At 46.7% G+C, this 26717-nt stretch carries 23 protein-coding genes; 10 read left to right on the top strand and 13 right to left on the bottom strand.

Annotation, left to right across the window (positions count from 1 at the left end):
* Positions 1-38: 38 nt before the first annotated feature.
* Both H8S84_RS07380 and H8S84_RS07375 read right to left on the bottom strand, forming a co-directional pair.
* Positions 39-989 (bottom strand): YeiH family protein, encoded by a 951-nt coding sequence (locus H8S84_RS07380; RefSeq protein ID WP_187066582.1) that lies wholly within the window; start codon positions 987-989, stop codon positions 39-41.
* Positions 990-1056: 67 nt separating this feature from the next.
* Entirely contained in the window at positions 1057-2181 is a 1125-nt protein-coding gene (locus H8S84_RS07375) for a BamA/TamA family outer membrane protein (protein ID WP_187066581.1), read from the bottom strand.
* Positions 2182-2493: 312 nt separating this feature from the next.
* Here H8S84_RS07375 and H8S84_RS07370 point away from each other — a divergent pair, with 312 nt between their 5' ends.
* Positions 2494-5517 (top strand): amidohydrolase family protein, encoded by a 3024-nt coding sequence (locus tag H8S84_RS07370; RefSeq protein WP_187066580.1) that lies wholly within the window; start codon positions 2494-2496, stop codon positions 5515-5517.
* Positions 5518-5536: 19 nt separating this feature from the next.
* Positions 5537-6877 (top strand): amidohydrolase family protein, encoded by a 1341-nt coding sequence (locus H8S84_RS07365; protein ID WP_187066579.1) that lies wholly within the window; start codon positions 5537-5539, stop codon positions 6875-6877.
* Between the two features lie 662 nt (positions 6878-7539).
* Here H8S84_RS07365 and H8S84_RS07360 read toward each other — a convergent pair.
* Positions 7540-9339: a M61 family metallopeptidase gene (locus H8S84_RS07360; RefSeq protein WP_187066578.1), complete on the bottom strand. Its 1800-nt coding sequence runs from the start codon at positions 9337-9339 to the stop codon at positions 7540-7542.
* 192 nt (positions 9340-9531) lie between these two features.
* Between H8S84_RS07360 and H8S84_RS07355 the strand changes: the two genes are divergently transcribed.
* From H8S84_RS07355 to H8S84_RS07345, 3 genes are all read left to right on the top strand, one after another.
* Positions 9532-10224, top strand: a complete 693-nt coding sequence (locus H8S84_RS07355; protein WP_187066577.1) for a VOC family protein — start codon at positions 9532-9534, stop codon at positions 10222-10224.
* An 89-nt stretch (positions 10225-10313) separates the two neighbouring features.
* The gene (locus H8S84_RS07350) at positions 10314-11150 is read left to right on the top strand and encodes a hypothetical protein (protein ID WP_187066576.1); all 837 of its coding nucleotides are present in this window, start codon (positions 10314-10316) and stop codon (positions 11148-11150) included.
* Between the two features lie 119 nt (positions 11151-11269).
* Positions 11270-11728: an META domain-containing protein gene (locus H8S84_RS07345; RefSeq protein ID WP_187066575.1), complete on the top strand. Its 459-nt coding sequence runs from the start codon at positions 11270-11272 to the stop codon at positions 11726-11728.
* 87 nt (positions 11729-11815) lie between these two features.
* Here the strand turns inward: H8S84_RS07345 and H8S84_RS07340 are convergent, their stop codons facing one another.
* Both H8S84_RS07340 and H8S84_RS07335 read right to left on the bottom strand, forming a co-directional pair.
* Positions 11816-12247 (bottom strand): helix-turn-helix domain-containing protein, encoded by a 432-nt coding sequence (locus tag H8S84_RS07340; protein WP_187066574.1) that lies wholly within the window; start codon positions 12245-12247, stop codon positions 11816-11818.
* Between the two features lie 275 nt (positions 12248-12522).
* Positions 12523-14160: a M28 family peptidase gene (locus H8S84_RS07335; RefSeq protein WP_187066573.1), complete on the bottom strand. Its 1638-nt coding sequence runs from the start codon at positions 14158-14160 to the stop codon at positions 12523-12525.
* 171 nt (positions 14161-14331) lie between these two features.
* Here H8S84_RS07335 and H8S84_RS07330 point away from each other — a divergent pair, with 171 nt between their 5' ends.
* Entirely contained in the window at positions 14332-15876 is a 1545-nt protein-coding gene (locus H8S84_RS07330; protein WP_187066572.1) for a gluconokinase, read from the top strand.
* Between the two features lie 43 nt (positions 15877-15919).
* Positions 15920-16822 (top strand): phosphogluconate dehydrogenase (NAD(+)-dependent, decarboxylating), encoded by a 903-nt coding sequence (gene gnd, locus H8S84_RS07325; RefSeq protein WP_187066571.1) that lies wholly within the window; start codon positions 15920-15922, stop codon positions 16820-16822.
* A 57-nt stretch (positions 16823-16879) separates the two neighbouring features.
* Here gnd and H8S84_RS07320 read toward each other — a convergent pair whose 3' ends face one another.
* The 7 genes from H8S84_RS07320 to H8S84_RS07290 form a co-directional block, all read right to left on the bottom strand.
* Positions 16880-17158: a GNAT family N-acetyltransferase gene (locus tag H8S84_RS07320; RefSeq protein ID WP_187066570.1), complete on the bottom strand. Its 279-nt coding sequence runs from the start codon at positions 17156-17158 to the stop codon at positions 16880-16882.
* Between the two features lie 310 nt (positions 17159-17468).
* Positions 17469-17708, bottom strand: coding sequence for a DUF3820 family protein (locus tag H8S84_RS07315; RefSeq protein ID WP_187066569.1), 240 nt, complete (start codon positions 17706-17708; stop codon positions 17469-17471).
* Positions 17709-17741: 33 nt separating this feature from the next.
* Complete coding sequence (locus H8S84_RS07310; RefSeq protein WP_187066568.1) at positions 17742-18188, bottom strand: GNAT family N-acetyltransferase; 447 nt, start codon at positions 18186-18188, stop codon at positions 17742-17744.
* Positions 18189-18311: 123 nt separating this feature from the next.
* The gene (locus H8S84_RS07305) at positions 18312-18818 is read right to left on the bottom strand and encodes a GNAT family N-acetyltransferase (protein WP_187066567.1); all 507 of its coding nucleotides are present in this window, start codon (positions 18816-18818) and stop codon (positions 18312-18314) included.
* A gap of 150 nt (positions 18819-18968) precedes the next feature.
* Positions 18969-19493, bottom strand: a complete 525-nt coding sequence (locus tag H8S84_RS07300; protein WP_187066566.1) for a DUF4304 domain-containing protein — start codon at positions 19491-19493, stop codon at positions 18969-18971.
* Between the two features lie 270 nt (positions 19494-19763).
* A complete protein-coding gene (locus tag H8S84_RS07295; RefSeq protein ID WP_187066565.1) occupies positions 19764-20255 on the bottom strand; it encodes a DUF4168 domain-containing protein in 492 nt (163 codons plus the stop codon).
* 216 nt (positions 20256-20471) lie between these two features.
* Positions 20472-22043 (bottom strand): glycerol-3-phosphate dehydrogenase/oxidase, encoded by a 1572-nt coding sequence (locus tag H8S84_RS07290; RefSeq protein ID WP_230407064.1) that lies wholly within the window; start codon positions 22041-22043, stop codon positions 20472-20474.
* Positions 22044-22278: 235 nt separating this feature from the next.
* On the opposite strand from H8S84_RS07290, the gene H8S84_RS07285 reads away from it, so the two are divergent.
* Entirely contained in the window at positions 22279-22554 is a 276-nt protein-coding gene (locus H8S84_RS07285) for a hypothetical protein (protein ID WP_187066563.1), read from the top strand.
* Positions 22555-22665: 111 nt separating this feature from the next.
* Here the strand turns inward: H8S84_RS07285 and H8S84_RS07280 are convergent, their stop codons facing one another.
* A complete protein-coding gene (locus H8S84_RS07280; RefSeq protein WP_187066723.1) occupies positions 22666-24015 on the bottom strand; it encodes a DEAD/DEAH box helicase in 1350 nt (449 codons plus the stop codon).
* A 705-nt stretch (positions 24016-24720) separates the two neighbouring features.
* On the opposite strand from H8S84_RS07280, the gene H8S84_RS07275 reads away from it, so the two are divergent.
* Positions 24721-25473, top strand: coding sequence for a YebC/PmpR family DNA-binding transcriptional regulator (locus H8S84_RS07275; protein WP_187066562.1), 753 nt, complete (start codon positions 24721-24723; stop codon positions 25471-25473).
* Between the two features lie 5 nt (positions 25474-25478).
* Positions 25479-26606 (top strand): CaiB/BaiF CoA transferase family protein, encoded by a 1128-nt coding sequence (locus tag H8S84_RS07270; RefSeq protein ID WP_187066561.1) that lies wholly within the window; start codon positions 25479-25481, stop codon positions 26604-26606.
* Positions 26607-26717 lie beyond the last annotated feature (111 nt).

Raw genomic sequence — 26717 nt, 5'->3', positions numbered from 1 at the left:
CACACTACTGATACTGCAAGCCTATCAAACTGAAGGTGTTAGCCCCAGAAGTAGATCACAAATAAGGATGAGAACGCTATCAGAACCCAAAGTATAAACCCCTGGTAAAAAGGCCTGGCGCTGATGCTGCGGATGGTTGCCATGTTCAGGTTTGCGCCTATAAGGAAGAGGGAGAGAAGCAGGGCTTTTTTAGCTGCAAAAAGTATAAATGGGGATACCGTTTTGATGGCTGGTACAAAGGTTATCAGCACTGAAGCAAGTATAAACAGAAGTATAAAAACAGGGATGGAGACTTTCTTGCTTTCTGATTTAAAGATAAGCCCTGAAACCAACACTAGTGGCACGATCCAGAGGGCGCGGGTAAGCTTAAGCGTGGTGGCCAGTTGCAGGGCTTCGTCGCCGTAGCGGCTGGCGGCCCCAACTACTGAGCTTGTATCGTGTATGGCAATGGCTGCCCACAAACCGAACTGCTGCTGAGATAATTGCAAAGAGTAGCCGATCTCGGGGAAGATGAACAGCGCCAGCGCATTAAGTATAAACACAATGCCCAGTGCCACCGAAATCTCTTTGGCTGATGCTTTTATAGCCGGAGCCACCGCAGCAATGGCACTGCCTCCGCAAATAGCCGTTCCTGCCGAGATGAGGTGCGTAAGCTTGGGTGCAATACCAAAAGTCCGTCCTAAAGCAATGCCTAGCACCATGGTTATGGTAAGCGAGACAAAGGTATAAATCAGTCCACTAAGCCCGGTTTCTGTTACCTGGTACAGGTTTATGCCAAAGCCCAGGCCAACCACTGCAGCTTGTAAAATATACTTAGAACCTTTAGCCGAGGCCACTGGAAAAGGATTGCCCACCATAAGACCCACTGCCAAGCCAGCCAGCAGTGCAAGTGGCGACGTAAACAAAGGCGTAAATAGCAGTAATAGAATCAGAAGTATAAATACCAGCTTTTGTATGAAAGGTGAGAACTTATAATCTGTAGCGGGCATGAGGCTTGTGGTTGCATTACTAAGTATGCAAACTTAAGCTTTTATACCTTGAGCACAAACATGCCTCTTAAAACGCTTCCCCAATTACGATATAAAAATTAGTGCCTTCGCGTCCGTAGCCAATGTCTGCCCTTATGTTAAGCTTCTGCTCCTGGTTCAGGGCATAGCGAATACCACCGCCTACGGAATATTTTAGAGTTGAGAAACTCACATCGGAAGGTTTGTCAAAGACATCGCCTAAGCCTGCAAACGTGGTCATGCCAAAGCGTTTATACACTGGAAAGCGGTATTCCACCTGTGTGCCAGCAAAGTTCTGGTCTATAAATCGGTTGCGCGCATAGCCTCTCAGAATTCTGTCTCCGCCTGCAGTTGCCATTCTGTACAAAGGCGTTTCGCCGTTGTTGATGTTGATGAAGGTGTTACTGCCCAGCACGTGGTTGGGTTTAAGTGCATGGTACTTGCTGAAGTTCAGGCTGTAGTTGCTGTAATCGAAGTCGCCGCCAAGTATGCTTCCGTAGCTATAAGCTGCTGCCTCCAGAAAAATGCCGCTGCTGGCAAATGCGACATTATCGCGGGAGTCGTAGAGGAACACGGCACCCACACCGCCGTTGTACCCGCCTTTGTAGCCCGGAACCTGTTCAGTTAAAAGTATACTTGTACCAGACTCCTCGCCATCGTGCAGTTCTATGTTATAGTAATTGGTAAGCTGCACGTCGAGGCCGGCAAAGGTGTGCTTACCGGTTTTCTTAAGTGCGCCAAGGCGGGCATTTACCAGCTCATATTCATACTTCTCGTCGTTTGCCACAAGCGACTCGTTGCCGATGCCATAAAAGCGGTCTACATACTTGCGGTGGCGCAACTCGCCGCGCAAAAAGTACTTTTCCTCTCTGGTAAAAATGTTCCACTCCAGTTGCTGGTCTGTCTGCTTGTTCAAAGTATAATCAACTAGGAGGCGTGCTGTGGAGAGGCGGGTATAGGTGTCATCGGTTTTGCTTTTAAGCTGCATGTACCCGATCACGGCAGCCCCGAAGCCCAGCCGGGTGTCGGGGGTGTAGTAGAGTACTGGTATAGGTATAAACCCTTTTTTGATTTCGCTGTTTTCAGCCGTTACCATAGTGCTGTCGGTTTGAGCCTGCACCATTGTTAATGCCGCAACCACTTGCAGCACAACTAACACAAATATCTTTTTCATAACCAGGGGTTAAAAGAAGTGACGTGCTTTTAGCTGTTAGTCTTGTGGGCTACAAGTTAAGTGGCTGAAGCTTAGGAAATATACGAAGTTTTTTATACTTAATCTATAGGTGTGATTAAGCCTTTTACAAAATTTATAGTCTATAGCATGGAACTAAAATCACTGTACAAACACTATTTATAGTTGGATAATGCCGTTAATTGTTGAAGCACAATAAATTATGGCCTCAAAGTATAGTAATTTCAGTGATAGATTTTATATTTGAGTATCTACAACTAATCATACTAAACTAAACCACCTTAACTCAATCGGATGAAAAAAATCTTAACCATTGCGGCTTGCCTTGCCTTGGGCGCAGGCCACGTGATGGCGCAGGAGACTTTTCCGCGCAATGGGGTGTATGATGAGCGCTCCGGACTGGTAGCCCTCACTAACGCCACCATCCACACAGATTACAAAACCACTATCAGCAACGCGACATTGCTTATCCGCAATGGTAAGGTAGAAGCTGTTGGCACAGGTGTAAAAGTGCCTGCAGGTGCTGTTACCATCGATGCCAAAGGCAAGCACATCTACCCGGGTTTGGTGGATATGTTTACCGGCTACGGTATGCCTGAGGTGAAAAGTGAGCGTGGTGGATGGGGTTCTCCGCCCCAGATGGAATCTAAAAAGCAGGGTGCCTATAGCTGGAACCAGGCCATAAAACCAGAGACCAATGCCGTAGAGCTTTTCAAAGTAGACAAGAAGCAGGCTGAGGAAATGCGTAAGCTGGGCTTCGGTACTGTGTTGGCTGTTCACCGTGATGGTATTGCCCGTGGTACTGCCACCCTTGTAACGCTGGCCGATAACAAGCGTGAAAACGAAGTAGTGGTACTTGACAAAGCAGCCGGTGCATTATCGTTTGATAAGGGTTCTTCTACACAGGACTATCCAAATTCTTTGATGGGATCTATCGCCCTGCTTCGCCAGACCTACCTGGATGCGCAGTGGAATACTCAGAACCCATCCAGAGAGCAGAACATTTCCCTTACAGCCTTTACTGCTGCAAACAAATACCCACAGATTTTTGAGGTAGACAGCAAACTGGACATACTTCGTGCTGATAAAGTAGGCGACGAGTTTGGAAAGCAGTACATCATTAAAGGTGGAGGTGATGAGTACCAGATGATCAAAGAGATCAAAGCATCAAACGCTCCGATCATACTTTCGCTAAACTTCCCGGATGCCTATAACGTGGAAGATCCATTTGATGCACGCCGTGTGCCACTAGAGGCCATGAAGCACTGGGAAATGGCTCCTGCCAACGCTGCTTTACTAAACAAAGCAGGCGTTACCATCGCTTTCACAGCTTCTGATCTGAAAGATAAGAAAGACTTTTTACCTAACCTGCGCAAAGCCATACAGTATGGCCTGAGCGAAGAGGAGGCACTAAAAGCACTTACAGCTACGCCTGCTAAACTGTTGAACGCGGATAGCAAGGTAGGTAGCCTGAACAAAGGTATGTTGGCAAACTTTATCGTAACAAGCGGTAACCTATTTGCAGCAGATAACATCATCCTGGAGAACTGGGTACAGGGCAGCCAGTACAAGATCTCTGAAGTGCCTTCTGATTACAGAGGAGTTTATACTTTGAAAATGCCCCAGCAGCCGGATCGCAAACTGATGATCTCCGGCACTGCCGAAAGACCGGAGCTGAAAGTAATCGGTAAAGACACCGTGTCTGGTAAGATCACTTTCAACGGTAACCTGGTTACACTTTCTTTTAACAAAGACAAGAAGAGCAAAGAAAGCATCCGTTTAAGTGGCTGGTTACAGGATAAAAATCTACAAGGTGAAGGCCAGTTGCCTGATGCTTCTACTGTTAAATGGACGGCCACTTTCTCAGAGGCCATGAGCCAGAAAGCGAAAAGCGACAGCACGAAAGTTGCTAAAGCTCCACAGCTAGGCAACATAATCTATCCGTTCCGTGCCTATGGCCAGAATGAGCTTCCTAAGCAGGAAACTATACTTATCAAAAACGCCACTGTCTGGACAAACGAGAAAGAAGGTAAGCTTGAAAATGCTGACGTTCTGATCAAGAATGGTAAGATTGCCAAAGTAGGCAAAAACCTGACGGAGAACGGTGCTAAGATTGTAGACGGTACAGGCAAGCACGTAACGCCGGGTATCATCGACGAGCACTCACACATTGCCCTGAACGGTGTAAACGAAGGCACACAGTCTGTAACTGCCGAGGTGCGTATGGCCGATGTGGTGAACTCCGACGACATCAACATTTACCGTCAGTTGGCAGGTGGTGTTACTACTTCGCAGTTGCTGCATGGTTCTGCGAACCCGATAGGTGGTCAGTCGGCGATTATCAAACTGCGTTGGGGTAAGAGCCCTGAGGAGCTGATGGTAGAGAATGCCGATGGCTTTATCAAGTTTGCATTGGGTGAGAACGTAAAGCAGTCCAACCGCAACAACGCCAACATCCGCTTCCCGCAGTCTAGAATGGGTGTAGAGCAGGTGTTTGTAGATGCTTTCCAGAGAGCTAAAGAGTATGAGCAAAGCTGGAAAACTTACAACAGCCTTTCTAAAAGAGAGAAATCAAAGACTCCTGCACCGCGTCGTGACCTGGAGCTTGACGCCCTGGTAGAAATCCTGAACGATAAGCGCTTTATCACTTGCCACTCTTATGTACAGTCTGAGATTAACATGCTGATGCAGGTGGCCGATGAGATGGGCTTTAAGGTGAACACGTTCACGCACATTCTGGAAGGTTACAAAGTAGCCGACAAGATGAAAGAGCGCGGTATTGGTGGCTCTACTTTTTCTGACTGGTGGGCTTACAAAATGGAGGTGAAAGACGCTATCCCGCAGAACGCTGGACTTATGAACCAGTTGGGTGTGGTAACGGCTATCAACTCTGACGATGCTGAGATGGCACGCCGCCTGAACCAGGAAGCTGCCAAGAGTGTGAAGTATGCTGGTGTAAGCGAAGAAGACGCCCTTAAAATGGTAACGCTTAACCCTGCCAAACTGCTTCACCTGGACGACAGAATGGGAAGTATAAAAGCTGGTAAAGACGCTGACGTAGTGCTTTGGAACGATAACCCGCTATCGATCTATGCGAAGCCGCTAAAAACTTTTGTAGATGGTATTGCTTACTATGACCTGGAGCGTGATGAGCAGATGCGTGAGGAACTGGAGAAAGAGCGTATGCGCCTGATCCAGGCGATGCTGAATGCTAAAACGGGTGGTGCCAGAACGCAGGCTCCTGCTATGAGAAGAGCTAGCGTGGTGCATTGCGAAGACGTGGAGCACAACGAGGAAGAGTCATACTTTGCGCATTAATTCTTAAACTGTTTTGAAGATGAAAATTCATAAAAGATATATTTCTGCTTTTGTAGCGCTAATGCTGAGCGTGCCTGTATTTGCTCAGGTACCGGCTGCCGCACCAAAGCAAAGCAAGCCGGTGCTACTGAAAGGTGCTACTCTGCACATTGGCAACGGTCAGGTAGTTGAGAATGCCGCTGTTGGTTTTGATAAAGGCAAGATCACGTATGCTGGTCCGCAGAGCGGTGCCAACTTAAGTGGCTATGAGGTAGTGGATGTAACCGGGCAGCACATCTATCCAGGTCTTATCCACCCGAACTCTAACCTAGGCCTGAACGAGATTGAAAGCGTGCGTGCTACCATCGACTGGCGCGAAGTAGGCGATCTTAACCCACATGTGCGTTCTGTGATCGCTTACAATACCGATTCTGATATCATCCCAACTATCCGTACAAACGGTGTACTGATGACGCAGGTAACGCCGGTAGGTGGTACCATTGCCGGTTCATCTTCTGTGGTGCAGCTGGATGCCTGGAACTGGGAAGACGCTATTGTAAAAGCTGACGAAGGTATACACCTGAACTGGCCAAACATGCTTATAGCAACTGGTAACAGCGCTTACGATGCACGCCTTGGCCGCATGAGAGAGCAGCGTGAAACAGCCTTAACAGAGTTGGCTACGCTATTCAGAGATGCTGCAGTTTACAAAGCTGGCAAGCATGACAACGAGAACCTGAAGCTGGCTGCTACTGCCGGTTTGTTTGATGGTTCTAAAAAGCTGTACATCCACACTAACTTCGGTAAAGAGATCATCGAGTCGGTTAACTTTGCGAAGAAGCATGGGGTGAAGGAAATTGTAGTAGTGGGCGCACGCGATGCCGTATCTGTTGCTGATTTCCTAAAGGCAAACAATGTAGCTGTAATCTATTCTGGTGTGCATGCGTTGCCATCTCGTGCCGAGGAAGATGTAGACATGCCATACAAGACACCTTACCTGCTGCACAAAGCCGGTGTACAATTTGCCCTGGACTATGACTTGAGCATCCATGGTATTCGTAACCTGCCTTTTATTGCTGGTACTGCCGCTGCCTATGGCCTTGACAAAGAGCAGGCATTAGCTTCTGTTTCGCTAAACACAGCTAAGATCTTAGGTATCGATAAGCAGGCAGGTTCTGTTGAAGTAGGTAAAGACGCTACGATCGTTGTATCATCTGGTGACTTGCTGGACATGCGCACTAACAATGTAACGCATGCTTTTATTCAGGGACGTAAAATCGACCTGAACAACAAGCAGAAGTACCTGTATGAGAAGTTTGATAACAAGTATAAGCAGGAGAAAAAAGCTCCGGCCTCTGCTACCACTTCTGCTGGTAACTAAGTAGATTTTATACTTTGATTTTGAAAGGGAGCTGCCGGTTTGGTAGCTCCCTTTTTGATTATAGGGTTATGCAGCAGGGTTTTCTATACTTTCTGCCTACCTAACTAGCGAGCTCCTTTCCTTAGTCTTACTTGCCCATACTTTCACCTCTGGCTTTGGTGCGCTCAAGGCCGCGAGGCCTCGCCTTTGGGCATCGCGCTGTGTTCCCTCCTGCGCTTACGCGCTGCCCTAACAGGCACCGGATCTCACAAAGCGCTCAACCCAAAGGCTGGGATGGATACTTCTTGGCCGAAGCCTTTGCTAAGGGAGAGGACGAATGAATTCTGATTTGTAGGGACAGGTCACGATCTGTCCGAGGAATGGCAGCGGTTATGAAACTTGTACTTCAGCTAAAGCAACGGCAGAGTTCCCCGCCTTGACTAAGGAGGGGATAAAGGGGTGGTTTAACCCGGTATTGCAAAAGCGAGTCTGTAGACTCGCACACACTTGGCGGCACCAGTTTGATACTGGCGCCAGAAAGCTGATACAACCGGTGCTGAATGTAATCCCGCAAATCAATTTAATCCCCTTAATCTCCGGTCAATAATCCTGATCAAAGAAAAACCCCAGCCTTTAGAGAGGCAGGGGTTTTATCAGGTATATTAAACAAACAACAAACGCTACTATAAATTCCGCATCCAATTATTACGCAGTGCAACCTGTTGTGGGGTAGCCTGCTCATTTAGTTTAAACTGATGCTTCAGTACCTTCTCTTTCTCAATCATTTTCAGTTGCAACTCCTGTTGCTCACCTTTGCGGCTAACGGTAAACTTGTAAGTATCTCCTGGCTGCAGCGCATGAAGTCCACCAACTAACTGGTTAGCGTTCTGTAGCGACAACGCTGTACCGTTTACAGCTACAATTTCATCAAACTCCTGCAGCCCTAATGCCTTTATACTTTCGTGTATGCTGGCCACCCTTATCTTACCGTCTGGTGCTCCTAAGTTATAGCCAAGCGATTTGATCATAGTGCCTGTGTTTACAGCAGGAGTGTAGTTTATCCCCAGTTTACTGTAGTATTCGGCCAAAGGCAAAGGTTCTGCATTTTTGATGTAGCGGGTAAAGAAGTCGCCTATTTCAGGGTAAGTTTTAGCTGCAAAGATGTTGAAGAAATCATTTTCAGGAAACGCCTTTTTCTGGCCATACTCCTTTGATAATTCATTGATCACCTCACGCAGGCCGCGCTTGCCACCAGATAATTCAAGTAAGCGCACATCCAGCAAAGCCGCTACAACAGCGCCTCTGTTGTAGATGTTGCCATATTGTTTATTTCCTTCCGGAGTGTAAGACGTAAGTGCCAGTTTCAGGATGCTGTAGTTCCTGTCCATGTTATCATCGTAGCTCAGCTTCTGCGTCAGATCCTGCAGGTATGCCGGCAGGTCCAGCAGCCCTCCGCGCAGCTGCATCATGTCAGAGGCCCATTCGGTGGTGCCCTCGTAAAGCCACAGGTGCTGTGATGGCGTTGGCTCCACAAAGTTGAACTGCTCAACTACATCGCTATGTATGTTAAGCGGTGTAATGATATGAAAGAACTCGTGTGAGGCAATGTCCGAAATGTGCTTGGCGTATTCCGGTGTCAGGTCCTTTTCCTTCATGATGTATTCGGAGCTGTAAGAGTGCTCCCATGCACCCCATTCCTGGTCTTCGAAGTGGTACAGGAATGTATAGCGATCAACCGGGAAATCCACCACAAATTTGTGTGCTGCACCCAGCATAGAGGTCATGTTTTGCAGTAGGTCTTCCGATTTTATCTTGCCTGTTTTGGAGTAAGTATAAATATCGATGGTGGTGCCGTTGTAGTTTGTCTCAGCCTTCGTTAATGTTCCCAAAAGTATAGGAGAGTCTACAATATGATCGTAGCTGCTGGCCGTGTAGTAGCCTTTGCTGTCGGGTTTAAGGGCGGTGCCAACGAGCCACTCTTGTGGGTAGTCCAGCTTAATGCGCATGGGGGCAGCCTGTAAACCTTTTAGGTAACCAAATACGCCCTGGCCATTTATCAAAGCATGGTCCTGCTCCAGCGAGGTGCCGCACATCCAGTATACTTTGTTTTCTTTTACAGGTGTGTCCCAGGTTTCGGATACCTGGTAGGTTATTTTGCGCACCTTGTCTGGGGTGCTAAGCTGCCACTGGTTCGTGCTGATCTGCTTTACCTCCAGCTCCCGTCCCTTTTTATCAAAGGCCTTAAACTCCCGCACAAACCGGCCAATATCCATGGTTTGGTAAGTGCCGGGTGCCGTGGCAGCAAACTGAAATATGTCATTTGCAGCGTTTAGCCCCTTAACGTCCAAAGTCACTTTAAACCGGTCATCTGCCCTGTCGTTCAGGTTTACAGTATAGGTTAGTTCTGGTCCTTTGCCAGCTTCTGCTTCTGGAGCAAAAGCAAGTAAAGCCGCAAGGCCAAGGGCGGCGGTTATTTTTTTCATATAGCTTGGATAGGTCTTCATCAGAATGAAAGTATGAAACAGGATCTGGAATATTTTAGAAAATAGATCAACCTAAGTAACATCTCGACAAACACATGGCTTTGAGGCTGTCTGTATAAACACTTGGTGGTTAGCTTATGCTTGTAAAATGATATGCTTAACTTTAAGCTAAGAACCAAAGCATCATAAACTATGAGAATAACCAAAATCGAACTGCAGACAAGGCAACCTGAAAAGCTAAAAGCGTTTTACACCAACACCTTAGGCTTTGCACTGGCCGTTGAAGAGGAGAATACTTTTACAATCAAAGCAGGTAATTCTTTGCTGTGTGTAAACTTAAATTCTGAAAGGGCTGATGAAATTTATCATTTTGCTTTTCGGGTGCCGTACCATCAATTTGAAAGTATAAGCAACTGGCTGCAGCAGCGTGTTGATGTGCTGCCTGATCCGACATCGGGTAAGCCTGTAGTGGTGCATGAGGAGTGGGAGGCAAAGGCTGTTTACTTTCTGGATCCTGACGGTAACATTGTGGAGTTTATAGCACATCAAAGTATACAGGAGGAGGAGCAAAGCTCACAGGAAAATGGTGTGGTGAGTATCTGTGAAATAGGTTTGGCCGTGCCGCATGTGCCTGCGTTTGCCGCTGAACTGAAGCAGAAGTTTGGGATTGAGTGCTGGAAAACAGCTAACGATAAGTTTGAGGCAGTAGGCGATGCACAAGGACTTTTTATACTTGCAGCAGAAAACCGTAACTGGTTCCCGACGGACTTGCCTGCCGCAGTTTTGCCGGTTAAGGTATACGTAGAGACTCCAATAGCCGCAAGTATAAACAAGTATGGCTACGCGTTAACACCCACCACAGAAAGAGCGGTTGCAGCCAGTTAAACAGAATGAAATACAGCACTGAACCAACGTTGCCGGCTGAGGTTCGTTTATAGGTAAAGTTATAATGCTAATTTAAAAGAACTTCACCTATGGAAAGAAACGATAAACATTACGGCGACAGAAACCGTGGCTACAACAGAGACAACCGCAGCGAACAATTCGAGAACTACCGTGACCGCTATAGCAACCGTGGTAACTACTATGGTATGCGGGATGCAGACCGTGAGTACAGGAACGTAAGAAGCACTGGCAGTACGGGCAGCTCAAGCAGCGGACCAATGCAATCCGGAAGACACGACGATTACAGATCCGGACACAGCGACAGCTATCATTACGGAGACCCTAACCCATACATGGGCAACAGCCGCAACAGAGACTACGGCACAGGCAGTGAATTTGGATGGCGCAGCGAGCGTGATACAAGGCACAGCAGAGGAAACAACTTCGGTAACCAGGATCGCTATAGCCGCCAGGACAACAGCTACCGCTACAGCGGCGAAGGCAGACACTACAACGAGTTTGCCCGCGACGAAAACAGAACCGACGACCGCTATAGAAGCTACAATGCCGGTACAGCAGATCATTATATAGACCGTGGCCCTATCCGTGAAAGCCGCTCAGATAATGACTATGGCCGGAAAAACATGCAGTACGGCGAAAGCCCATATTACGAAGGCACCTACGACGATAGTGACTTCAGGTACAGCGGCGAGATCAGAAGCTCCAGAAACCGAAGCGACGACGATAATTATGCTACCGGCTTGTATGCCTCTAACCGTGCCTATGTGAGTGACCACCGTAATAGGGCAGGATCAAACGACGGTGAGCGTGTAAGCAGCCGTGAAAGACACTACGGCCGCTCAGGTCCTGATTATAGTGCAAACTCTAACATCAGTAGCTATGGCTATGACGATTTTGGCGTATAAAAGCCTATGACAAAAGAAAAAGCCTGCAGCATAAACTGCAGGCTTTTTCTTTGTAGCTATACTCCAAGCACGTGATCCACGTAAGCCATAAACACACGAAACTTAAGAACACCTTTACTATGAAAAATATACTTCGATTCACTTTCATACTTTCAGTAACCATATTAATGCAGTTCTGCACCGCGCAACCTGCCACCGAGGTAGCTGATCAGGAAACTATACTTGATGCTTACTGGATGTTAATTTCACTGGAAGGGCAGAATGTGCCGGCACCAAAGGATAGTCGGATGGCCTACATAAGGCTGCAGGAGAATGAGGACGATATCTTTGGTTTTGCCGGTTGTAACAAATTTACCGGAAAGTATAAACTGACTGAAGATGCGCTACAGCTCTCTGAGTTATCTACCACACGCATGAGTTGCACCAACATGGACACAGAAAACAAGTTGATGGAAGCGCTCCGGAGTACTACTTCCTATAAGAAATCAGGCAGAGTACTTACGCTGTATGCCGGTGATAAGGCCGTAGCTACTTTCAGGTCTGGCAACCCGAACGAAGTAGGCGTGGACGTGAGATAAGGTGTATGTTTCGTTTGTCCTTACTCACATAAAAAAAGTGGGCAAGAGTGTTGATCTTATACTAAAATAGCTAGTTGAGTTCGGAATTTAGTTTGCAGATGTCTTTAGCAGCAGTTCGTTAAACTTCTCTAGCAGGGCAATGTACTTACGCTGCAGCGCCACCAACTCTGCCTCACATTCTTTCATGTTGTTTGGCTTTGGCGTACCGGCCGGCTCTCCGTCGAAGGGTAAAAGCAGGTTTGTGCTGGCAGGCATTTGCGGCAGCGCAGGCTCTTTTTTTACACTTTTACTCAAATGCGGGAATTCCTGTGAAAAGTCGTGGTGAATAACCTCGCCAAGCTTAAGTATAAAACTAAAAGGAATGCTGCTCTCCTTAAACTTATTGTAAAGCGTTTTTCTGCTGATACCGAGTTTATCGGCTACTACGCCAACAGCTACACCACTCGCCTTGATGGCCTCTCTAATGATTTCACCTCTGTGTGTATTGTTCTTCGTTACTGTGCGCTGCATCGTTTCCATGACCTGTTTTCTCTGTTGGATCTCTACAAAAATATGTAATAAACATGCAGGAAATGTGCATGTGGACAAATTTTACACAGGTGCAACAATCGGTGTTGCGTAATATTTGTGATATTATTGAGAGCCAGTGAAGTATGAGTTTGGAGAATGTGAATTATTAACACCTGATGCACGTTTTCCACATCGTGTTTTAGCCTGTTTACTATACTTGCTGCCACAAAAAAGCCCCGGCCATACAAAGTATAACCGGGGCTTTAAGTTGTATTTCGATGTGCCTATCTGCCGAAGCGGGTGCCGAAGAAGTCGCCTTGGTTCCAGGTTGGGCGCTGCTCGCTTTGAGCCACCAGGTAACCGATCAGGAAGTTAAGCTGCACATATTTTTTACCAGCCTCAAAATCAAACACGCCATCAATACCATCCTGTGGTTTGTGGTAATATTTAGCGCGCCATACTTTCACTGTCTCATCCAGGTTGTTTTTGCCATCTGCAGTTTTGTTGCCATACTTGATGTGCAGAGCAGGTATTCCTTGGGTTACAAAGCTATATTGGTCGCTGCGCACAAAGCGGTTCTGGTCTGGTTCAGGGTCTGCTTCAATATCCAGGTCAAGGTAATCGGCGGCCTTTGTTACCTGCTGCATCAGGCTGGAGTGTGGTGCACCCAATGGTACCACCGAAAGCAACGGCGCAATAATGGTAGGCATATCGGTGTTGATGTCGGCTACAATGCTGTTGGCTGGCACAGTAGGATATTTAGCAAAATAAGCTGACCCTAACAGGCCCATCTCCTCTGCAGTAACCATCACCAGCAACACAGAGCGTTTCGGGTTTTTCTTCAGGCGGGAATAAACATTGGCAATCTCCAGCAGGCTGGCTACGCCGGAGGCATTGTCGTGGGCGCCGTTGTAGATCGAGTCGCCGTCTACAGGTGCTCCAATGCCAACGTGATCGAGGTGCGCACTGTGCATTACATATTCATTCTTCAATTGAGGGTCAGAGCCTTCTATTTTGCCGATTACGTTGTGGCTTTCGATGTCTTTGTAGTTCGAAGTATAGGCAGCTGTTGCAGAATAGCCTAACTCTGTAGAGGCAGGTTTGCCGCTCTTCATGCTGACAAAGGCCTCAGTTAAATTAATGCCTGCGCTGGTAAGCAGTTTGTCTGTAACCTCCTGGTTAACGGCAGCTAGTAATTTAATGTCTTCGTGGTAGGTTCTGGAGAAGGCTACTTCGCCGTTGGCATGCATTACATTGTTTACACCATTACGCAGGTTTGTTACTGGTGCTTTTGGGTTCGCGCTGCCTACTATCACGCCCACTGCGCCATGCTCAGCGGCGTTTTTAAGTATAGTTTGCAGGTCCATGCTGTAAGACGATACAGTATTTGGAAAGCTCTCTGGAGCTCCGCGCATCACCACTACAATCTTTCCTTTTGCATCCAGACCAGCATAATCGTCATAACCCAGATCAGGTGCGGTAATCCCATAGCCGGCAAATACAAGCGGTGCCTGAACCGTGGTAGATGGATCTTTAGGATTAGGATAAACTGCGAAGTCTTTACCTGCTGTTAGTTGCGTTGAGGTGTTTTTCAGATCAGTAAGTAGCATGCTGGCATCGCCGGTTTTGGCAGTGCGCAGTTTCACTGTCTGTAGATAAGTGCCATTTTCGCCACCGGGCTGTACACCCATTTTTTTATACTGGTCAATCACGTAAGCTACGGCAGTCTCATAGCCAGGTGTGCCGGGCTTGCGACCTAGTAGTTTATCATCGGCAAGATACCAGATATGCTTCTTAATATCCTCCGGCTCAACTTTCTTCAGCGACTTCGTTACTTTCTTGTCTAGTTTAAGGTCCTGAGCAGGTGCTTGGTGCATGACAGCCAGCAAGCAGAGCCCAAGTATAAAGCGGTAAGGTTTCATGGGTGGTTTAGTCTGATTTAAGCATCAAATATAAGCATAGTAAATGAAATGGCCGGAGCCATAAGCCGGCATATTTTGCAGGTGCCCGAAGGGTGCAGCGTAAAGCCGACCTGCTTAACTATACAACTCAGTATAGGTTGATTCTCGTAGGTAAAGCTTAGCTGAAGCGGTATGACAAAACAAGCAGTAATAGGTATAGACATAGGAACAACCAGCACCAAGGCAGTGGCGTTCGATGCAGAGGCAAAGCCTGTGTTTCATTATGCTGTAGCGTATCCCATCATCAACACCAAACCCAATTTTGCGGAGCAGGATCCGGAGCTTGTTTTTGATGCCGTGCTAAGCTGCCTGAAAGCGGTTGTGCAGTTGCTGTGCGACTGCAATTACGAACTGAAAGGAGTATGTTTCAGCAGTGCTATGCACAGCCTTATTGCTTTGGATAAGAAGGGAAATCTTTTAACCAATTGTATTATTTGGGCCGATGCCCGAAGTATGGCGCAGGCAGCCAATCTCAAAAACAGCGTTATCGGGCATAGCATTTACTTGCACACAGGTACTCCGCTGCACCCTATGTCGCCGTTGCCAAAGATATGCTGGCTGCGTGAGTCAAATCCTAGCCTGTTCCGTGAAGCAGCAAAATTCATCGGCATTAAAGAGTATGTGTTCTACAAGCTTTATGGAGAGTATAAAATAGATTATTCCATTGCCTCTGCCACAGGCCTGTTCAATATTTTTGATCTGAACTGGCACTCCGATGCCCTGGAGATGGCAGGGATCAGTACATCCCAATTGTCGGAACCAGTGCCTGCCAGCTATACTTTCAGTGGCATGAAAAGGGCTTACGCTGACAAGCTCGGTATTAACGCTGATCTGCCTTTTGTGATCGGAGCAAGCGACGGATGCCTTGCAAACTTAGGAGCCGATGCCGTTTGTGAGGGTGATGCTGTAGTTACGATTGGTACCAGCGGGGCAATTCGGGTTACAGCCGACAAACCTGCCACCGACCTAAAAGAGCGCATTTTCAGTTATGTGCTAACCCCGGAAAAGTATATTTTGGGTGGCGCTGTAAATAACGGAGGCATCGTGCTGCAGTGGTTTCGGGATAACTTTTATGGTGCGGAAGCCGAAGTTGCTAAGGTAAACGAGGAAGATATCTTTACCATGCTTAATGCAGAAGCAGCGTCTGTTGCACCCGGATCTGATGGGCTATTGTTTCTGCCTTACCTGCTCGGCGAACGTTCCCCACATTGGAATGCCGCTGCCAGGGCATGCTTCTTTGGAGTACACTATACCCACGGTCGTGCTCATTTTTTAAGGGCATTGATGGAAGGAATCATCTTTGGGTTATACAGTGTGGGCATGGCCCTGGAGCAGACAATGGGGCCGGTAAAACGGATCTATGCTAACGGAGGCTTTACCCATTCCGACCTGTGGGTGCAAATGCTGGCAGATGTTTTTAACGTGGAGGTGCGCCTAACAGATACAGCCGAAGGTTCGGCTTTAGGAGCGGCCTTACTGGGCATGCATACACTGGGTATGATCAAAAATCTGGAAGATGCCGGGAAACTGCTGAAAGTGCAGAAAACATTCACACCCAATGTAGAGGCAAATAGGATATACATGCGTAACTACGCGCTGTTCGAGGACCTTTACCCTAAACTCGAGAGCAGCTTTAGCCAGGCAGTGCACTTAAATCATAAACAATCACAAGTATAAATGCAGCAACGCTGCTGATGTTGTAGCTTAAAGAAAACAAACCATGCAAATAGGACTGATCGGACTCGGAAAAATGGGGTATAATCTGGCGCTAAATCTAAGAGACCACCAACACGACGTGGTGGCTTACGATATTGCCAGGGAAACAATAGATGTCATCGCCAAAGAAGGTATAACGCCGGCTTATACCATACCTGAGGTAGCCCAAAAGTTAATAGGCAGAAAAGCAGTCTGGATTATGGTGCCTGCCGGTGACCCTGTAGATGCCGTTATTGAGCAGCTCGTGCCACATCTGCAACCAAATGATATCATTATAGACGGCGGTAATTCCAACTACAAAGACTCCATCAGGCGTGCCGAAATGCTGAAAGCTTCTGGTATCTTCTTGCTGGACTGCGGCACAAGCGGCGGCCTTACCGGCGCACGCAACGGCGCCTGTACCATGATAGGAGGGGAGCAGGACGCTTTTACCTACTGCGAGCAGATTTTCCGGGATGTATCGGTGGATAAGGGGTACCTGCACGTGGGTAAGCCAGGTAGCGGGCATTTTGTTAAAATGATCCATAACGGCGTGGAGTACGGCATGATGCAGGCCATTGCCGAAGGCTTTGAGGTGCTGCACAAAAGCGACTTTGATATGGACTATAAGGAAGTGGCCCGGGTGTGGAACCATGGCTCGGTGGTGCGCAGCTGGCTGATGGAACTGGTAGAAAACGCCTTTAGCAAAGACCCCGAACTCTCTGGCATCAAAGGAATCATGCACTCGTCCGGAGAAGGTAAATGGACCGTAGAAACTGCCCTGGACATGCAGGTGGCCACTCCGATTATTGCCATGTCGTTGCTCATGCGTTACCGCTCCTACGAATCAGATACTTTTTCAGGCAAAGTGGTAGCAGCCCTTCGTAATGAGTTCGGAGGACATAAAGTGGAGAAAGCAGGGGAGTAGCCTCTGAAGTTTAGTAAACTACAAGTATAACCATACTTGCTCCTGCATCATACTTTGCTAGATGGTGATGTCGTTGTACTCGGGGTGCATCTTCAGGTACTTGTTTACTGCCGGGCAGGTGGCTTTAACTTTGTAGTTATGCTCTCGGGCATAGTTCAACCCTTTTTCGATCATTTTAACTGCCAGTCCGTTACCCCGGTTATCTTCGGGTACGTAGGTATGGGTAAAGCAGATTACACCCTCCGATGGCAAAGTATAAGCCAATTCTGCATCATCCTCGCCAAGCTTTATTGTAAACTGCTGGTCTTCTTTTTCGTGCTCAATATTCGTTGCCATAGCTGCTGTATTTGTGTTGTCAGAAGTATAACATACGGCAAAATAGGAGGTAAGATTAGAGAAGATCCATAATGTAAGGTGCAGGTAAGGGACATATCAACGGAGTCAAGGCCAACCATCTCTGGCTCTTTTTGTCATCTCAACGACAGGAGAGATCTTTATAAAATTCTATCTGTACTAATTCCAGATAGATTTCTCCCTTAAAGAGGGGCCCTACCCCTGCCGGTTCGAAATGACAGCTTCTTCCTAAGTTGACGGCAGTGGGGCCAAAGGTGGTTGGAAAAATGCCGCTGAATTAGGTAAGTTAGTCTTACTTGCTTCGAGCCTGCCGCTTCAAAGGCTCGAGCAGGTATTCCAGTCCATTGACTTTTATCTCGTAGATAGTAGCGAGCTGCATCCCCAACTTACCATCCGGAAAACCTTCCCTTGAGAACCACTCCAGGTACGATACCGGCAGATTACACAGTAGGGTGTCTTTGTACCTGCCAAAGGGCATTTTCATGCGCACCAGCGACAGCAGCATATCTGAGTTAGGTTGTTCAGTAGTCATTGATTAATATTTCAAAGTATGGCCTGTTGCTGGCTAAGGCTTGATCATGTGAATGTGATCTATTCCGTCCTCGTCGTATACTTCACCTATCTGCTCAAACCCAAAGTACTCGTAAAAGCCTTTAGCATAAAGCTGTGCTCCAATTTGGATGGGGCCATCGCCAAACAAACGGTAGCACTCGGCAATAGCGATCTCTACCAGTTTTTTACCTAGCCCGGTGCCACGAGTGGTAGGACTGGTTACAATTCTGCCAATCGACACTTGCGGATAGGCAACGCCTGGTGGTACTAACCTGGCGCAGGCCTCTAAGTTACCGTCTTTGTAAAGCAGCAGGTGGAAACAGTCCTGGTCTTTGTTGTCTAGGTCCAGGAAAACGCAGTTTTGCTCTACTACAAACACCTCACTGCGCAGGCGTAGCATCTCATACATTTGCTGGGGCGTTAGCTCCTCGAACGCTTTGCAAATTACTTCTAAAGGCATAGTATATTAATTAAAGCCTAAAGATAGTAAGGCAGCTGCAGAAAATTCGCAACAATCTGTATTGCTTGTGCTGCAAGAAAGTATGCTGTAAAATGTAAGGTGTTAAAAATTTGCTGCAGGGGGTTAATTACTGAATAATTGGAGCTTTTCGAGACTGTTGGGCAGACTAATAGTTTCTGTGTACTGCATACCTAGCTTCTCTAGCAATCGAATAGACTTTGTGTTGTTTGGGAGGGTAATAGCCAATAGCTTAGGCAGGTTTAAATTATGATGGGCAAAAGTAATAGTTGCACTTGCAATCTCATGCGCATAACCCTGGCCACAACAATCAGGCAGGAAAGCAAATCCAATGTCGGGCGCATGCAAGTAATCGCGGTTAATGATGCCGCACATACCTATAGGTGTATTGTCCTGTTTCCGCTCCACCAGCCATAAACCGTAGCCGTTGTCTTTATAGCTCTTCAATGGGCCATTCTCGAGGTATGTCTTTGCCTGCTGCTCTGTTTTTATGTTTCTGTCGCCAATAAATTGCAGCCATCCAGGGCTATTTACTAGTTCAATAATAAATTTCGTGTCCGTGTGTGTGAAGGGCCTTAGGTTTAGCCTTTCGGTTTGCAAGATGTGGTTCATAGTTTAATAGGTATGGTTGATTGGTGGTAATGATGCAAGATATTAAATATTCACCGACTAGGGCAGGAGACGTGTTAGGAGGAGCCAACGTTACTCGTGTAGCAGAATGGCAAAGCGTCAGCAAGCCGTACTGCTAAACTTTGTTGTAGGTTAGGCATTCTGTTTATTATCTAGCTTTAACTCTTCAACTTTCATTTTAAGATTGTACCCCCAGTAGCCAAAGGGCTCGAAAAAGTTTATGCAGTCTGATAGAGAATTCAAACTTTGCAGTTTCGGCAGGATTATTTCTTCTAAATCGGTTCTTAATTCTTTCGTAAAATCAATAATGTCAGTATCATTCGTGATTAAGTAACCGAGCCAATTATCCTTTCTGTACCTATGCTTTTTTCTGTCTTCAGGCAGCAAGTCTTCTTCACGCACTTCTGCACTAATGTCGTCATATGTTGCCTTTCTTTTAGCTGGATCTGAAAGGCGAGCAGTCAATGCAACACCTATGTTAAAACAGAAGCTCACATTATCACTACTGTTCCAAGAGGAACTCTGCAAGTTGATGAACAAAAAGAAGTCACCTTTGCTCTTCCACCAATTCATTCCTGAAGTATTAAACCCTTCTTCCTTAAGCTTTGGTTTGAGATAGCTTTTAATAATCTCTTTTTGTTTTTCTTTAGCAGTCATTTTAATTTCATTGCTTACCTACAACTAGCGGCTATGCGTAAACATACGCTTATCCGCACTATAGTCATAGCTACTTTTGCAGGCGGTCAGATCTAAATCAAAGTATAAAGCCTTCAAGTAATTACACCCTTAAATTGCTAAAGCAATATAAGTAAAGTAAAATATTTATCTGATAAAAGTAACCTATTGCTTGAGTATGGAAATACCATAAATAAAAAAAGCGCTGATGGATCTACATCAGCGCTTTTTTATGTATACTGTCTTTAGAGACTATTTCTCTTGCAGCAGCAACTGTACTTTGGCCTGTACTGCTTTATCCTTTTGGAAAGCAGCATGTATTTTGTTGTACTGTTCAAGCGTCAGGCCCTGGTCGGTAATAGCCTTTTCCACTTTTTGCTTGTTCTCTGGGCGGAGCTTTAATACACCGCGAACTGCGTCACCGAATGCTTTCTTCTCGTCGTCTTTGGCTACTTCGTCCAGTTTTTTGTCACGGTTGGCCTGAGCCAGTTCGTTAAAACGGTCCACGGTAAGGCCGGTTCCCTCTATGGTTGTCACAACGGCTTCGCGTCCTTGCTTCTCAAGCTCTACGGCCGCGGTATTGGCCTTAATAAACTTACTTAGCTCATCATCAGAAAACTCTACTGCTTCGAGTTGTTCCTTTGTAATAGGGGCTTCTGTATCTTGCGCAAATGCAGCCTGTCCGGCAAACATAGAGGCCACTACAAATGCGGCTGCGATAGTCCCTTTCTTTAGTAGTACCATGTTCGGTTTCTTTTTTAGGATTGGGTTAGAAAATATTTAAAGTAGTGGGTGCCATGCACATGTTTAAACATTAATTATAATGCAATGCATACGTAATTTCTGTATCGGATGGTTTACCCACAGCTTACTAAGTATAAACAAATAAATTTAGTAAATCAAAAAATACTGTGTTTAAACATCAAATTATACATTGATTCATGTGTGGTATTGGATTTGTTAAATTTGCTGCGTTACCTTTTCTGGTTTTAGCCTATAGCCAGCCGCCAGAATTCTGAACTGCTGTACCTGCTCATCGGCCCAGATTTGTGGACGTTGCATTTCAGCGGCAAGTATGGCTGCTACTGCCGGAGCTGCCTGTGCAGCCGCTGCCGCATCCAGGAAAAGCAATCGTAGTCTACGCGCCAAAACGTCTTCTACCGTCCGGGCCATTTCGTGACGTATAGCCCACACAACTTCTGCTAAAGTATAGCAGTAATTGGGGTGCAGCAGTGTATTAAGTTCTGGATGTTGTGCGGCCATTTGCTGGATGGCGTGAGCATCGGAGCCGTAACCTGCCATGTGCTTGTCTATACCTGCTGCAGTGGTATGGCCATGGATAGAAAAATGAGAGGTAACGCAGGGCTTTGGAGTTAAATGCCTTGCTCTTATTAAAGTATCAAGTGTGGCCTCTGCCATCTCCCTGTAAATAGTCCATTTACCACCGGTTACTGTAGTGAGGCTGCTCTCCGAAAGTATAACCTTGTAATTACGCGAAATGTCTTTGCTCTCCTTTGGGTTGCCTTTATGCGCAGCCAAAGGCCTGAGGCCGGCAAAAACAGCTAGAACATCTTTGTGTGTTGGCTTTTTAACTAGATAACTTCCGGCTGTCTCAAGTATAAACGCTACTTCTTTGTCCAGTGCCCTTGGTTCAAGCTCGGGGTTGTTGCGGAGTGTATCTGTTGTGCCTACCAATAGTTTGCCCTGCCAGGGAACTGCAAAAAGCACGCGCCCATCAGAGGTATTCGGAATCATGAGCGCATCGGTGCCAGGCAGAAAAGTATGGTCCAGCACCAGGTGCACTCCCTGGCTTGGCCTGACAAGTGGCTTTGCTTCCGGCTGCTCCATTCTAAGTATGGTATCAACGAAAACTCCAGTTGCGTTAATCACTGCCTTTGCCTTTGGCGCGTATGTTTTGCCTGTTTCCAGGTCCTGGGCTACAACGCCGTATATTTTGCCTTCGCTGTTCTGCTGCAGCGCCGTTACTTGTGCATAGTTAAGTATACAAGCGTCGTTTTCGGCTGCAGTCTGGGCCAGGTTTACAGCAAGCCGGCTATCGTCGAACTGGCAATCAAGGTAACGTATGCCTCCTTTTAAGCCTTCTTTTTTTATGGTGGGCAGTGCCAGTGCTGTTTCCTTTTTGCTGAGGAAAGTAGATGCTCCCAAGCCACGTGTGCCTGCTAATAGGTCGTAAAGCTTAAGTCCGCAGAAGTAAACAAAGGCATCTTTCCAGGTATAAACAGGAACCACAAAGACCTGCTTTTTTACCAGGTGTGCAGCATTTTGAAGCAGCAGGGCACGCTCTTTAAGGGCCTCCAGTACTAATTTAATTTGCCCCAATGCCAGGTAGCGCACACCACCGTGTATTAGTTTGGTGCTCCTGCTGGAGGTGCCTTTGGCAAAATCTGCCTGCTCCAGCAACAGTGTCTTGTATCCGCGTGTGGCCGCATCCACAGCAATGCCTAAACCTGTTGCCCCGCCACCAATTACCAGCACGTCCCACATGGCGGTGCTCTCAAGTTGCTGGATCATTTGTTGCCGGTTCATGCTGGTAGCTGTTGCTGCTGTTATAGGTACGTGGTTTATACTGTGTTTGCCGTTTTGAAGCTGCAGGAAGCAGGTCTGTTGCGCCGGTAGTAACGTGTATACAGTTGCTCAAAAAAGCCGACTCTGTGTTAACAATCACTGAATTTTAGAGAAAATGCAAACAATCAGCGTGTTTGCTCCGTTTCTAATTAAACGTTTTTAAACCTCTAAATAAATAACTATGGATGCAAATGAGTTAAAAAGAAAAGCTGACAGCTATAACCCTGAAAAGAAAGAAGGACCTGTTGCTGCGGCTATTGAAGAGTATACTGCCCGAATCCCGTCAGATATGTACCTATGGGCTGCCCTTGGTTCTATGGCAATTTCGGCTACCCTTAAAGTGATGAGAAAAGATGAAGAAGCTCTTTTTGTAGGACAATGGGCTCCATCATTCTTGTTGCTTGGTGTTTACAACAAACTGGTAAAACAACTAGGCAAAGATAAAGACAGATATTAATCACATATCTGCAAAAACAGAAAAGGAGGCTTCAAAGCCTCCTTTTCTGTTTTATGTAATAAGTAAATCAAATTATTCTGGTTCTATAGAACGACTTATAACTGCATTAGCCTAGGCCTGCGGCGTGTCGCCTCCTGCCGGCTTGTTCCTGTTTCGGTTTCTATTCCTGTTGCGATTCCGGTTCGGTTTTTTAGCGCCGCCCTCTGTAGCAACTGCCTCTCCTTGTGCCTGTGGAGCTGCTCCGGCCTCAGCAGGTTTGTTGTCGGGCTTTCTGTGGTGCTTGCTGCGGTGGTCGTGTTTCTTGGCGCCTGCCCCTGGTCTGTTGCCAGACTTGTGCTTGCCGCCGCCTCTGCTATCGTGGCGCTTGGTTGGGTCGTAAGCTGGGCCTGGTCCAAAGTCTTCAGGTAAAGACAACTTAGGCAGTTCACGCTCTATCAGGCGCTCCACTTTCTGTACCCTGAACATGTCCTTTTCATTCACAAAGGTTATGGCTACACCCGTAGAGGCAGCTCGTGCAGTACGTCCTACGCGGTGCACGTAATCCTCTGCATCCATTGGCATATCAAAGTTTACCACATGGCTCAGGCTGTCGATGTCAATACCTCTGGAAAGAATGTCTGTGGCAACCAGAATCTGGTACTGCTTATTCTTAAATCCCTGCAGTGCACGCTCACGTTCCTCCTGGGTCATGTCAGACTGAATGCCTTCTGCCCCAAAGCCCATTTTGCGAAGCGAGCGCACGATCTGGTTCACATTAGATTTACGTGATGTGAACACGATCATGTTCTGTACATCCTGCTCTTGTAGCAAATGCTCCAGCAAAGGTAACTTCTGATTATCATAGGCCAGGTACAGGCGCTGGTCTATACCGGCTGCAGGTTTAGAGATAGCCAGGTTTACTTCGGCAGGTGCTTGCAGGATCTGCTGTGCAAGGTCGCGTATCTTTTTAGGCATAGTAGCCGAGAAGAGCAATGTCTGGCGCTCTTTAGGCAACTGCTGGATGATCTTCAGCAGGTCGTCCATAAAGCCCATGTCCAGCATTTTATCAGCCTCATCCAGCACCAGGTGGTTTAGTTTATCCAGCTTTACATAGCCCATCGCCATGTGTGCCATCAGTCGGCCTGGTGTGGCAATTATAATGTCGGCGCCAGTAGTTAAAGCACGTTTCTGCTGGTCCCAGTCGCCACCTTTGCTGCCGCCATAAATGGCAATAGAGCTAACGGAGGCGAAATAGCCAAAGCCTTCTACCTGCTCGTCTATCTGCTTGGCAAGTTCGCGGGTTGGCACAAGTATAAGTGTGCTGGTGTGTTCATAGCCTTCATGCGAAATACGGTCTATCAGGGGTAGCAGGTAGGCTGCTGTTTTACCAGTACCGGTCTGTGCACAGGCAATCATGTCTTTGTGCTCCAGAATCAGTGGTATGGCTTGTTCCTGTACAGGCGTAGGCTTTGTGTAGCCCATCGAGTCGATGCCGGTGAGTACGTTATCGTGTAGGTTGAACGAATGGAAATCCAATGTATAGTAGTTCGTTAAATTAAAGATATCGGGCCTGCTTTTAAAGCGGGCACTATTTAGCTAGGTAAAGATACGATAAATAAAGGATTTATGTGTGAAGTGACAAGTTTGGCTGGTGCAGGTGCAGCTAAGGTTATATTTTACATAATTTGACTATTGGTGGTATTTAATTGAATTATTTTATATATAGTGCAAAATATATGAATGGACTAATATAGTACATTTTTATGTGTATATAGAGGTTTTTGAATTGTTTGGTGTGTTATATTGTGATTTTGGTATATAAAAATAAATATATTATTATATAAAAAATTATATTTGCTTGTAACATTTGCTTTATCGTGGCGTAAAATTGAGTAAGCGTTAGTTACGGCGCTTTCTAAGTAAAATATAATAAATTAACTATATTGCCATGAAAAGAGCTATACAAGACTCACCTAACTTTTTTCTTTTGTTAGGTCTTAACATTATCAACGCCATCTTTATGCTGCTATAATCGCTGCAGTATATATACATAAGAGAACAACTTATTTAGAGCAGCCTGGCTTGGTGTCAGGCTGCTCTTTTTTTAGGGATACTTCCATATTTTTAGTTCTTTTGTTCAAACTGAGGATTCAGGACTGAAAAGAAAAGAACAGTTTATAGTAACCTATGGCAGGACATAACAAATGGTCACAGATCAAGCGTAAGAAAGGCGCTCTGGATGCCAAGAGATCAAAAATATTCACAAAGCTTATCAAAGAGATTACCGTAGCGGCAAAAGAGGGTGGCCCCGATCCTGATGCTAACCCGCGCCTGCGGCTGGCTATACAAACCAGCAAAGCGGTAAACATGCCAAAAGAAAACATAGAGCGTGCCATAAAGAAAAGCGAAGGTACCGAAGGTAACTACACCGAAGTAACCTACGAAGGCTATGCTTCCAACGGAGTGGCTGTGTTTATCAAATGCCTTACCGATAACATCAACCGTACGGTGCAGAACCTGCGCACCATGTTTAACAAGGGCAACGGCAGCCTGGGTACAAATGGATCAGTTGAGTTTCTGTTTGACAGGAAAGGCGTTTTTGTGGTGAAAAGAAACCTTGAGCTACAGCTAACTGATGATGAGTTGTTGCTGGAACTGGCCGATGGCGGGGCAGAGGATGTAGAACTGGATGAGGAGTATATAACCATTTACTGCGCGATGGAGGATTTTGGTGCCATGCAGAAGAAAGTGGAGGAGCTGCAACTGGAAGCAGAGACGGCGGAGTTGCAGCGCCTGCCCAAAACCACTGTGGCTATTGATGATCCGGATGCGGTGCGAAAAATTCTGAAGCTGATCGATGCCTTGGAAGACGATGATGATATTCAGAAAGTATACCATAATCTGGAACTGACGGAGCAGGTGATGGCTGAACTGGAATAATACACATGATAAAAGCAGATTCGATATTTAAAGACATGCTGGTGCTGGAACTGGCAAGTGTGCTGGCAGGGCCAAGCGTGGGGCAGTTTTTTGCCGAGCTAGGAGCAAACGTCATTAAGGTTGAGAATGCCGCTACCAAAGGCGACGTTACCCGCACCTGGAAACTTAAATCCGAGGCAGCCGATACGGACACTCCAGCATACTTTTGCGCTGCCAACTGGGGTAAAACTTCGCTGGCCTTAAACCTGACTGAGGAGCATGACCTGCAACAGCTTTACCAACTGGTAAAGAAGGCAGATATGGTAATTGCCAGCTATAAACCCGGCGATGCAAAGAAACTGAAAGTAGATTACGAAACCCTGCAATGTATAAACCCGCGCCTGGTTTACGGCCATATTACCGGTTACGGCCCCCACAACAGCAGGGCAGGGTACGATGCCGTGGTACAGGCTGAAAGCGGCTTTATGTACCTGAACGGTGAGGCAGACGGTGCACCTACTAAAATGCCTGTTGCCCTTATGGATATCCTGACCGCGCATCAGCTAAAAGAAGGCCTACTGGTAGCCTTATTACAGCGTGAAAGAACAAATGAAGGACAACTGGTGCAGGTTTCGCTGCTGGATGCTGCTATCTCGGCTTTGGCCAACCAGGGAACAGCTTACCTGGTGGCAGGGCAGGAGCCGGTGCGCATGGGCTCTGAACATCCTACTATTGTGCCCTACGGCAGCGTGTACACTACCAAAGACCAGAAGCAACTGGTTCTGGCTATCGGCGACGACAGGCAGTTTACAAAGTTGTGCGCTATACTTAGCAACCCTGATTTGGCTACTGATGCAAAGTATAAAAACAATTACAGTCGTGTGCAGCACCGCGAAGAACTCCATGTTATACTTAGCGGGCTAGTTGCTTTACATCAGCGCGACGAACTGCTGCAAGAGCTGCATCGTCAGTATGTGCCTGCCGGTGCGGTAAACACAATACCTGAAGTTTTCGAGATGCCACAAGCACAGGCAATGCTGCTGCAGTGTCAAAATGCAAAGCCGGGTATAAGGCAGGTTGCATTCCAACTGCAGGGGCAGGAGTTGTTGCCGTTGCAGCCTCCGCCGGCTTACTCCAGTTCAGATAAGGTATGACTCACAGTAATGAAGACCAAACCATGCCTTATAGGGATTTATAAGCTCATATTTTAAACAAACTGGGTTAAACTTCGGTACAAACTACATCTGGCATATTTCTGATATCAA

This window comes from Pontibacter cellulosilyticus (assembly GCF_014306105.1).
Taxonomy (GTDB): domain Bacteria; phylum Bacteroidota; class Bacteroidia; order Cytophagales; family Hymenobacteraceae; genus Pontibacter; species Pontibacter cellulosilyticus.
The sequence above is the reverse complement of the archived record's forward strand: the minus strand, read 5'-3'. Positions and strand labels throughout refer to the sequence as shown.

Excerpts from the sequence above, each read along its gene's own strand:
- H8S84_RS07380 (WP_187066582.1), bottom strand. The coding sequence starts at position 989 with ATGCCCGCTACAGATTATAAGTTCTCACCTTTCATACAAAAGCTGGTA.
- H8S84_RS07375 (WP_187066581.1), bottom strand. The coding sequence starts at position 2,181 with ATGAAAAAGATATTTGTGTTAGTTGTGCTGCAAGTGGTTGCGGCATTA.
- H8S84_RS07370 (WP_187066580.1), top strand. The coding sequence starts at position 2,494 with ATGAAAAAAATCTTAACCATTGCGGCTTGCCTTGCCTTGGGCGCAGGC.
- H8S84_RS07365 (WP_187066579.1), top strand. The coding sequence starts at position 5,537 with ATGAAAATTCATAAAAGATATATTTCTGCTTTTGTAGCGCTAATGCTG.
- H8S84_RS07360 (WP_187066578.1), bottom strand. The coding sequence starts at position 9,339 with ATGAAAAAAATAACCGCCGCCCTTGGCCTTGCGGCTTTACTTGCTTTT.
- H8S84_RS07355 (WP_187066577.1), top strand. The coding sequence starts at position 9,532 with ATGAGAATAACCAAAATCGAACTGCAGACAAGGCAACCTGAAAAGCTA.
- H8S84_RS07350 (WP_187066576.1), top strand. The coding sequence starts at position 10,314 with ATGGAAAGAAACGATAAACATTACGGCGACAGAAACCGTGGCTACAAC.
- H8S84_RS07345 (WP_187066575.1), top strand. The coding sequence starts at position 11,270 with ATGAAAAATATACTTCGATTCACTTTCATACTTTCAGTAACCATATTA.
- H8S84_RS07340 (WP_187066574.1), bottom strand. The coding sequence starts at position 12,247 with ATGGAAACGATGCAGCGCACAGTAACGAAGAACAATACACACAGAGGT.
- H8S84_RS07335 (WP_187066573.1), bottom strand. The coding sequence starts at position 14,160 with ATGAAACCTTACCGCTTTATACTTGGGCTCTGCTTGCTGGCTGTCATG.
- H8S84_RS07330 (WP_187066572.1), top strand. The coding sequence starts at position 14,332 with ATGACAAAACAAGCAGTAATAGGTATAGACATAGGAACAACCAGCACC.
- gnd (WP_187066571.1), top strand. The coding sequence starts at position 15,920 with ATGCAAATAGGACTGATCGGACTCGGAAAAATGGGGTATAATCTGGCG.
- H8S84_RS07320 (WP_187066570.1), bottom strand. The coding sequence starts at position 17,158 with ATGGCAACGAATATTGAGCACGAAAAAGAAGACCAGCAGTTTACAATA.
- H8S84_RS07315 (WP_187066569.1), bottom strand. The coding sequence starts at position 17,708 with ATGACTACTGAACAACCTAACTCAGATATGCTGCTGTCGCTGGTGCGC.
- H8S84_RS07310 (WP_187066568.1), bottom strand. The coding sequence starts at position 18,188 with ATGCCTTTAGAAGTAATTTGCAAAGCGTTCGAGGAGCTAACGCCCCAG.
- H8S84_RS07305 (WP_187066567.1), bottom strand. The coding sequence starts at position 18,818 with ATGAACCACATCTTGCAAACCGAAAGGCTAAACCTAAGGCCCTTCACA.
- H8S84_RS07300 (WP_187066566.1), bottom strand. The coding sequence starts at position 19,493 with ATGACTGCTAAAGAAAAACAAAAAGAGATTATTAAAAGCTATCTCAAA.
- H8S84_RS07295 (WP_187066565.1), bottom strand. The coding sequence starts at position 20,255 with ATGGTACTACTAAAGAAAGGGACTATCGCAGCCGCATTTGTAGTGGCC.
- H8S84_RS07290 (WP_230407064.1), bottom strand. The coding sequence starts at position 22,043 with ATGATCCAGCAACTTGAGAGCACCGCCATGTGGGACGTGCTGGTAATT.
- H8S84_RS07285 (WP_187066563.1), top strand. The coding sequence starts at position 22,279 with ATGGATGCAAATGAGTTAAAAAGAAAAGCTGACAGCTATAACCCTGAA.
- H8S84_RS07280 (WP_187066723.1), bottom strand. The coding sequence starts at position 24,015 with ATGGGCTACACAAAGCCTACGCCTGTACAGGAACAAGCCATACCACTG.
- H8S84_RS07275 (WP_187066562.1), top strand. The coding sequence starts at position 24,721 with ATGGCAGGACATAACAAATGGTCACAGATCAAGCGTAAGAAAGGCGCT.
- H8S84_RS07270 (WP_187066561.1), top strand. The coding sequence starts at position 25,479 with ATGATAAAAGCAGATTCGATATTTAAAGACATGCTGGTGCTGGAACTG.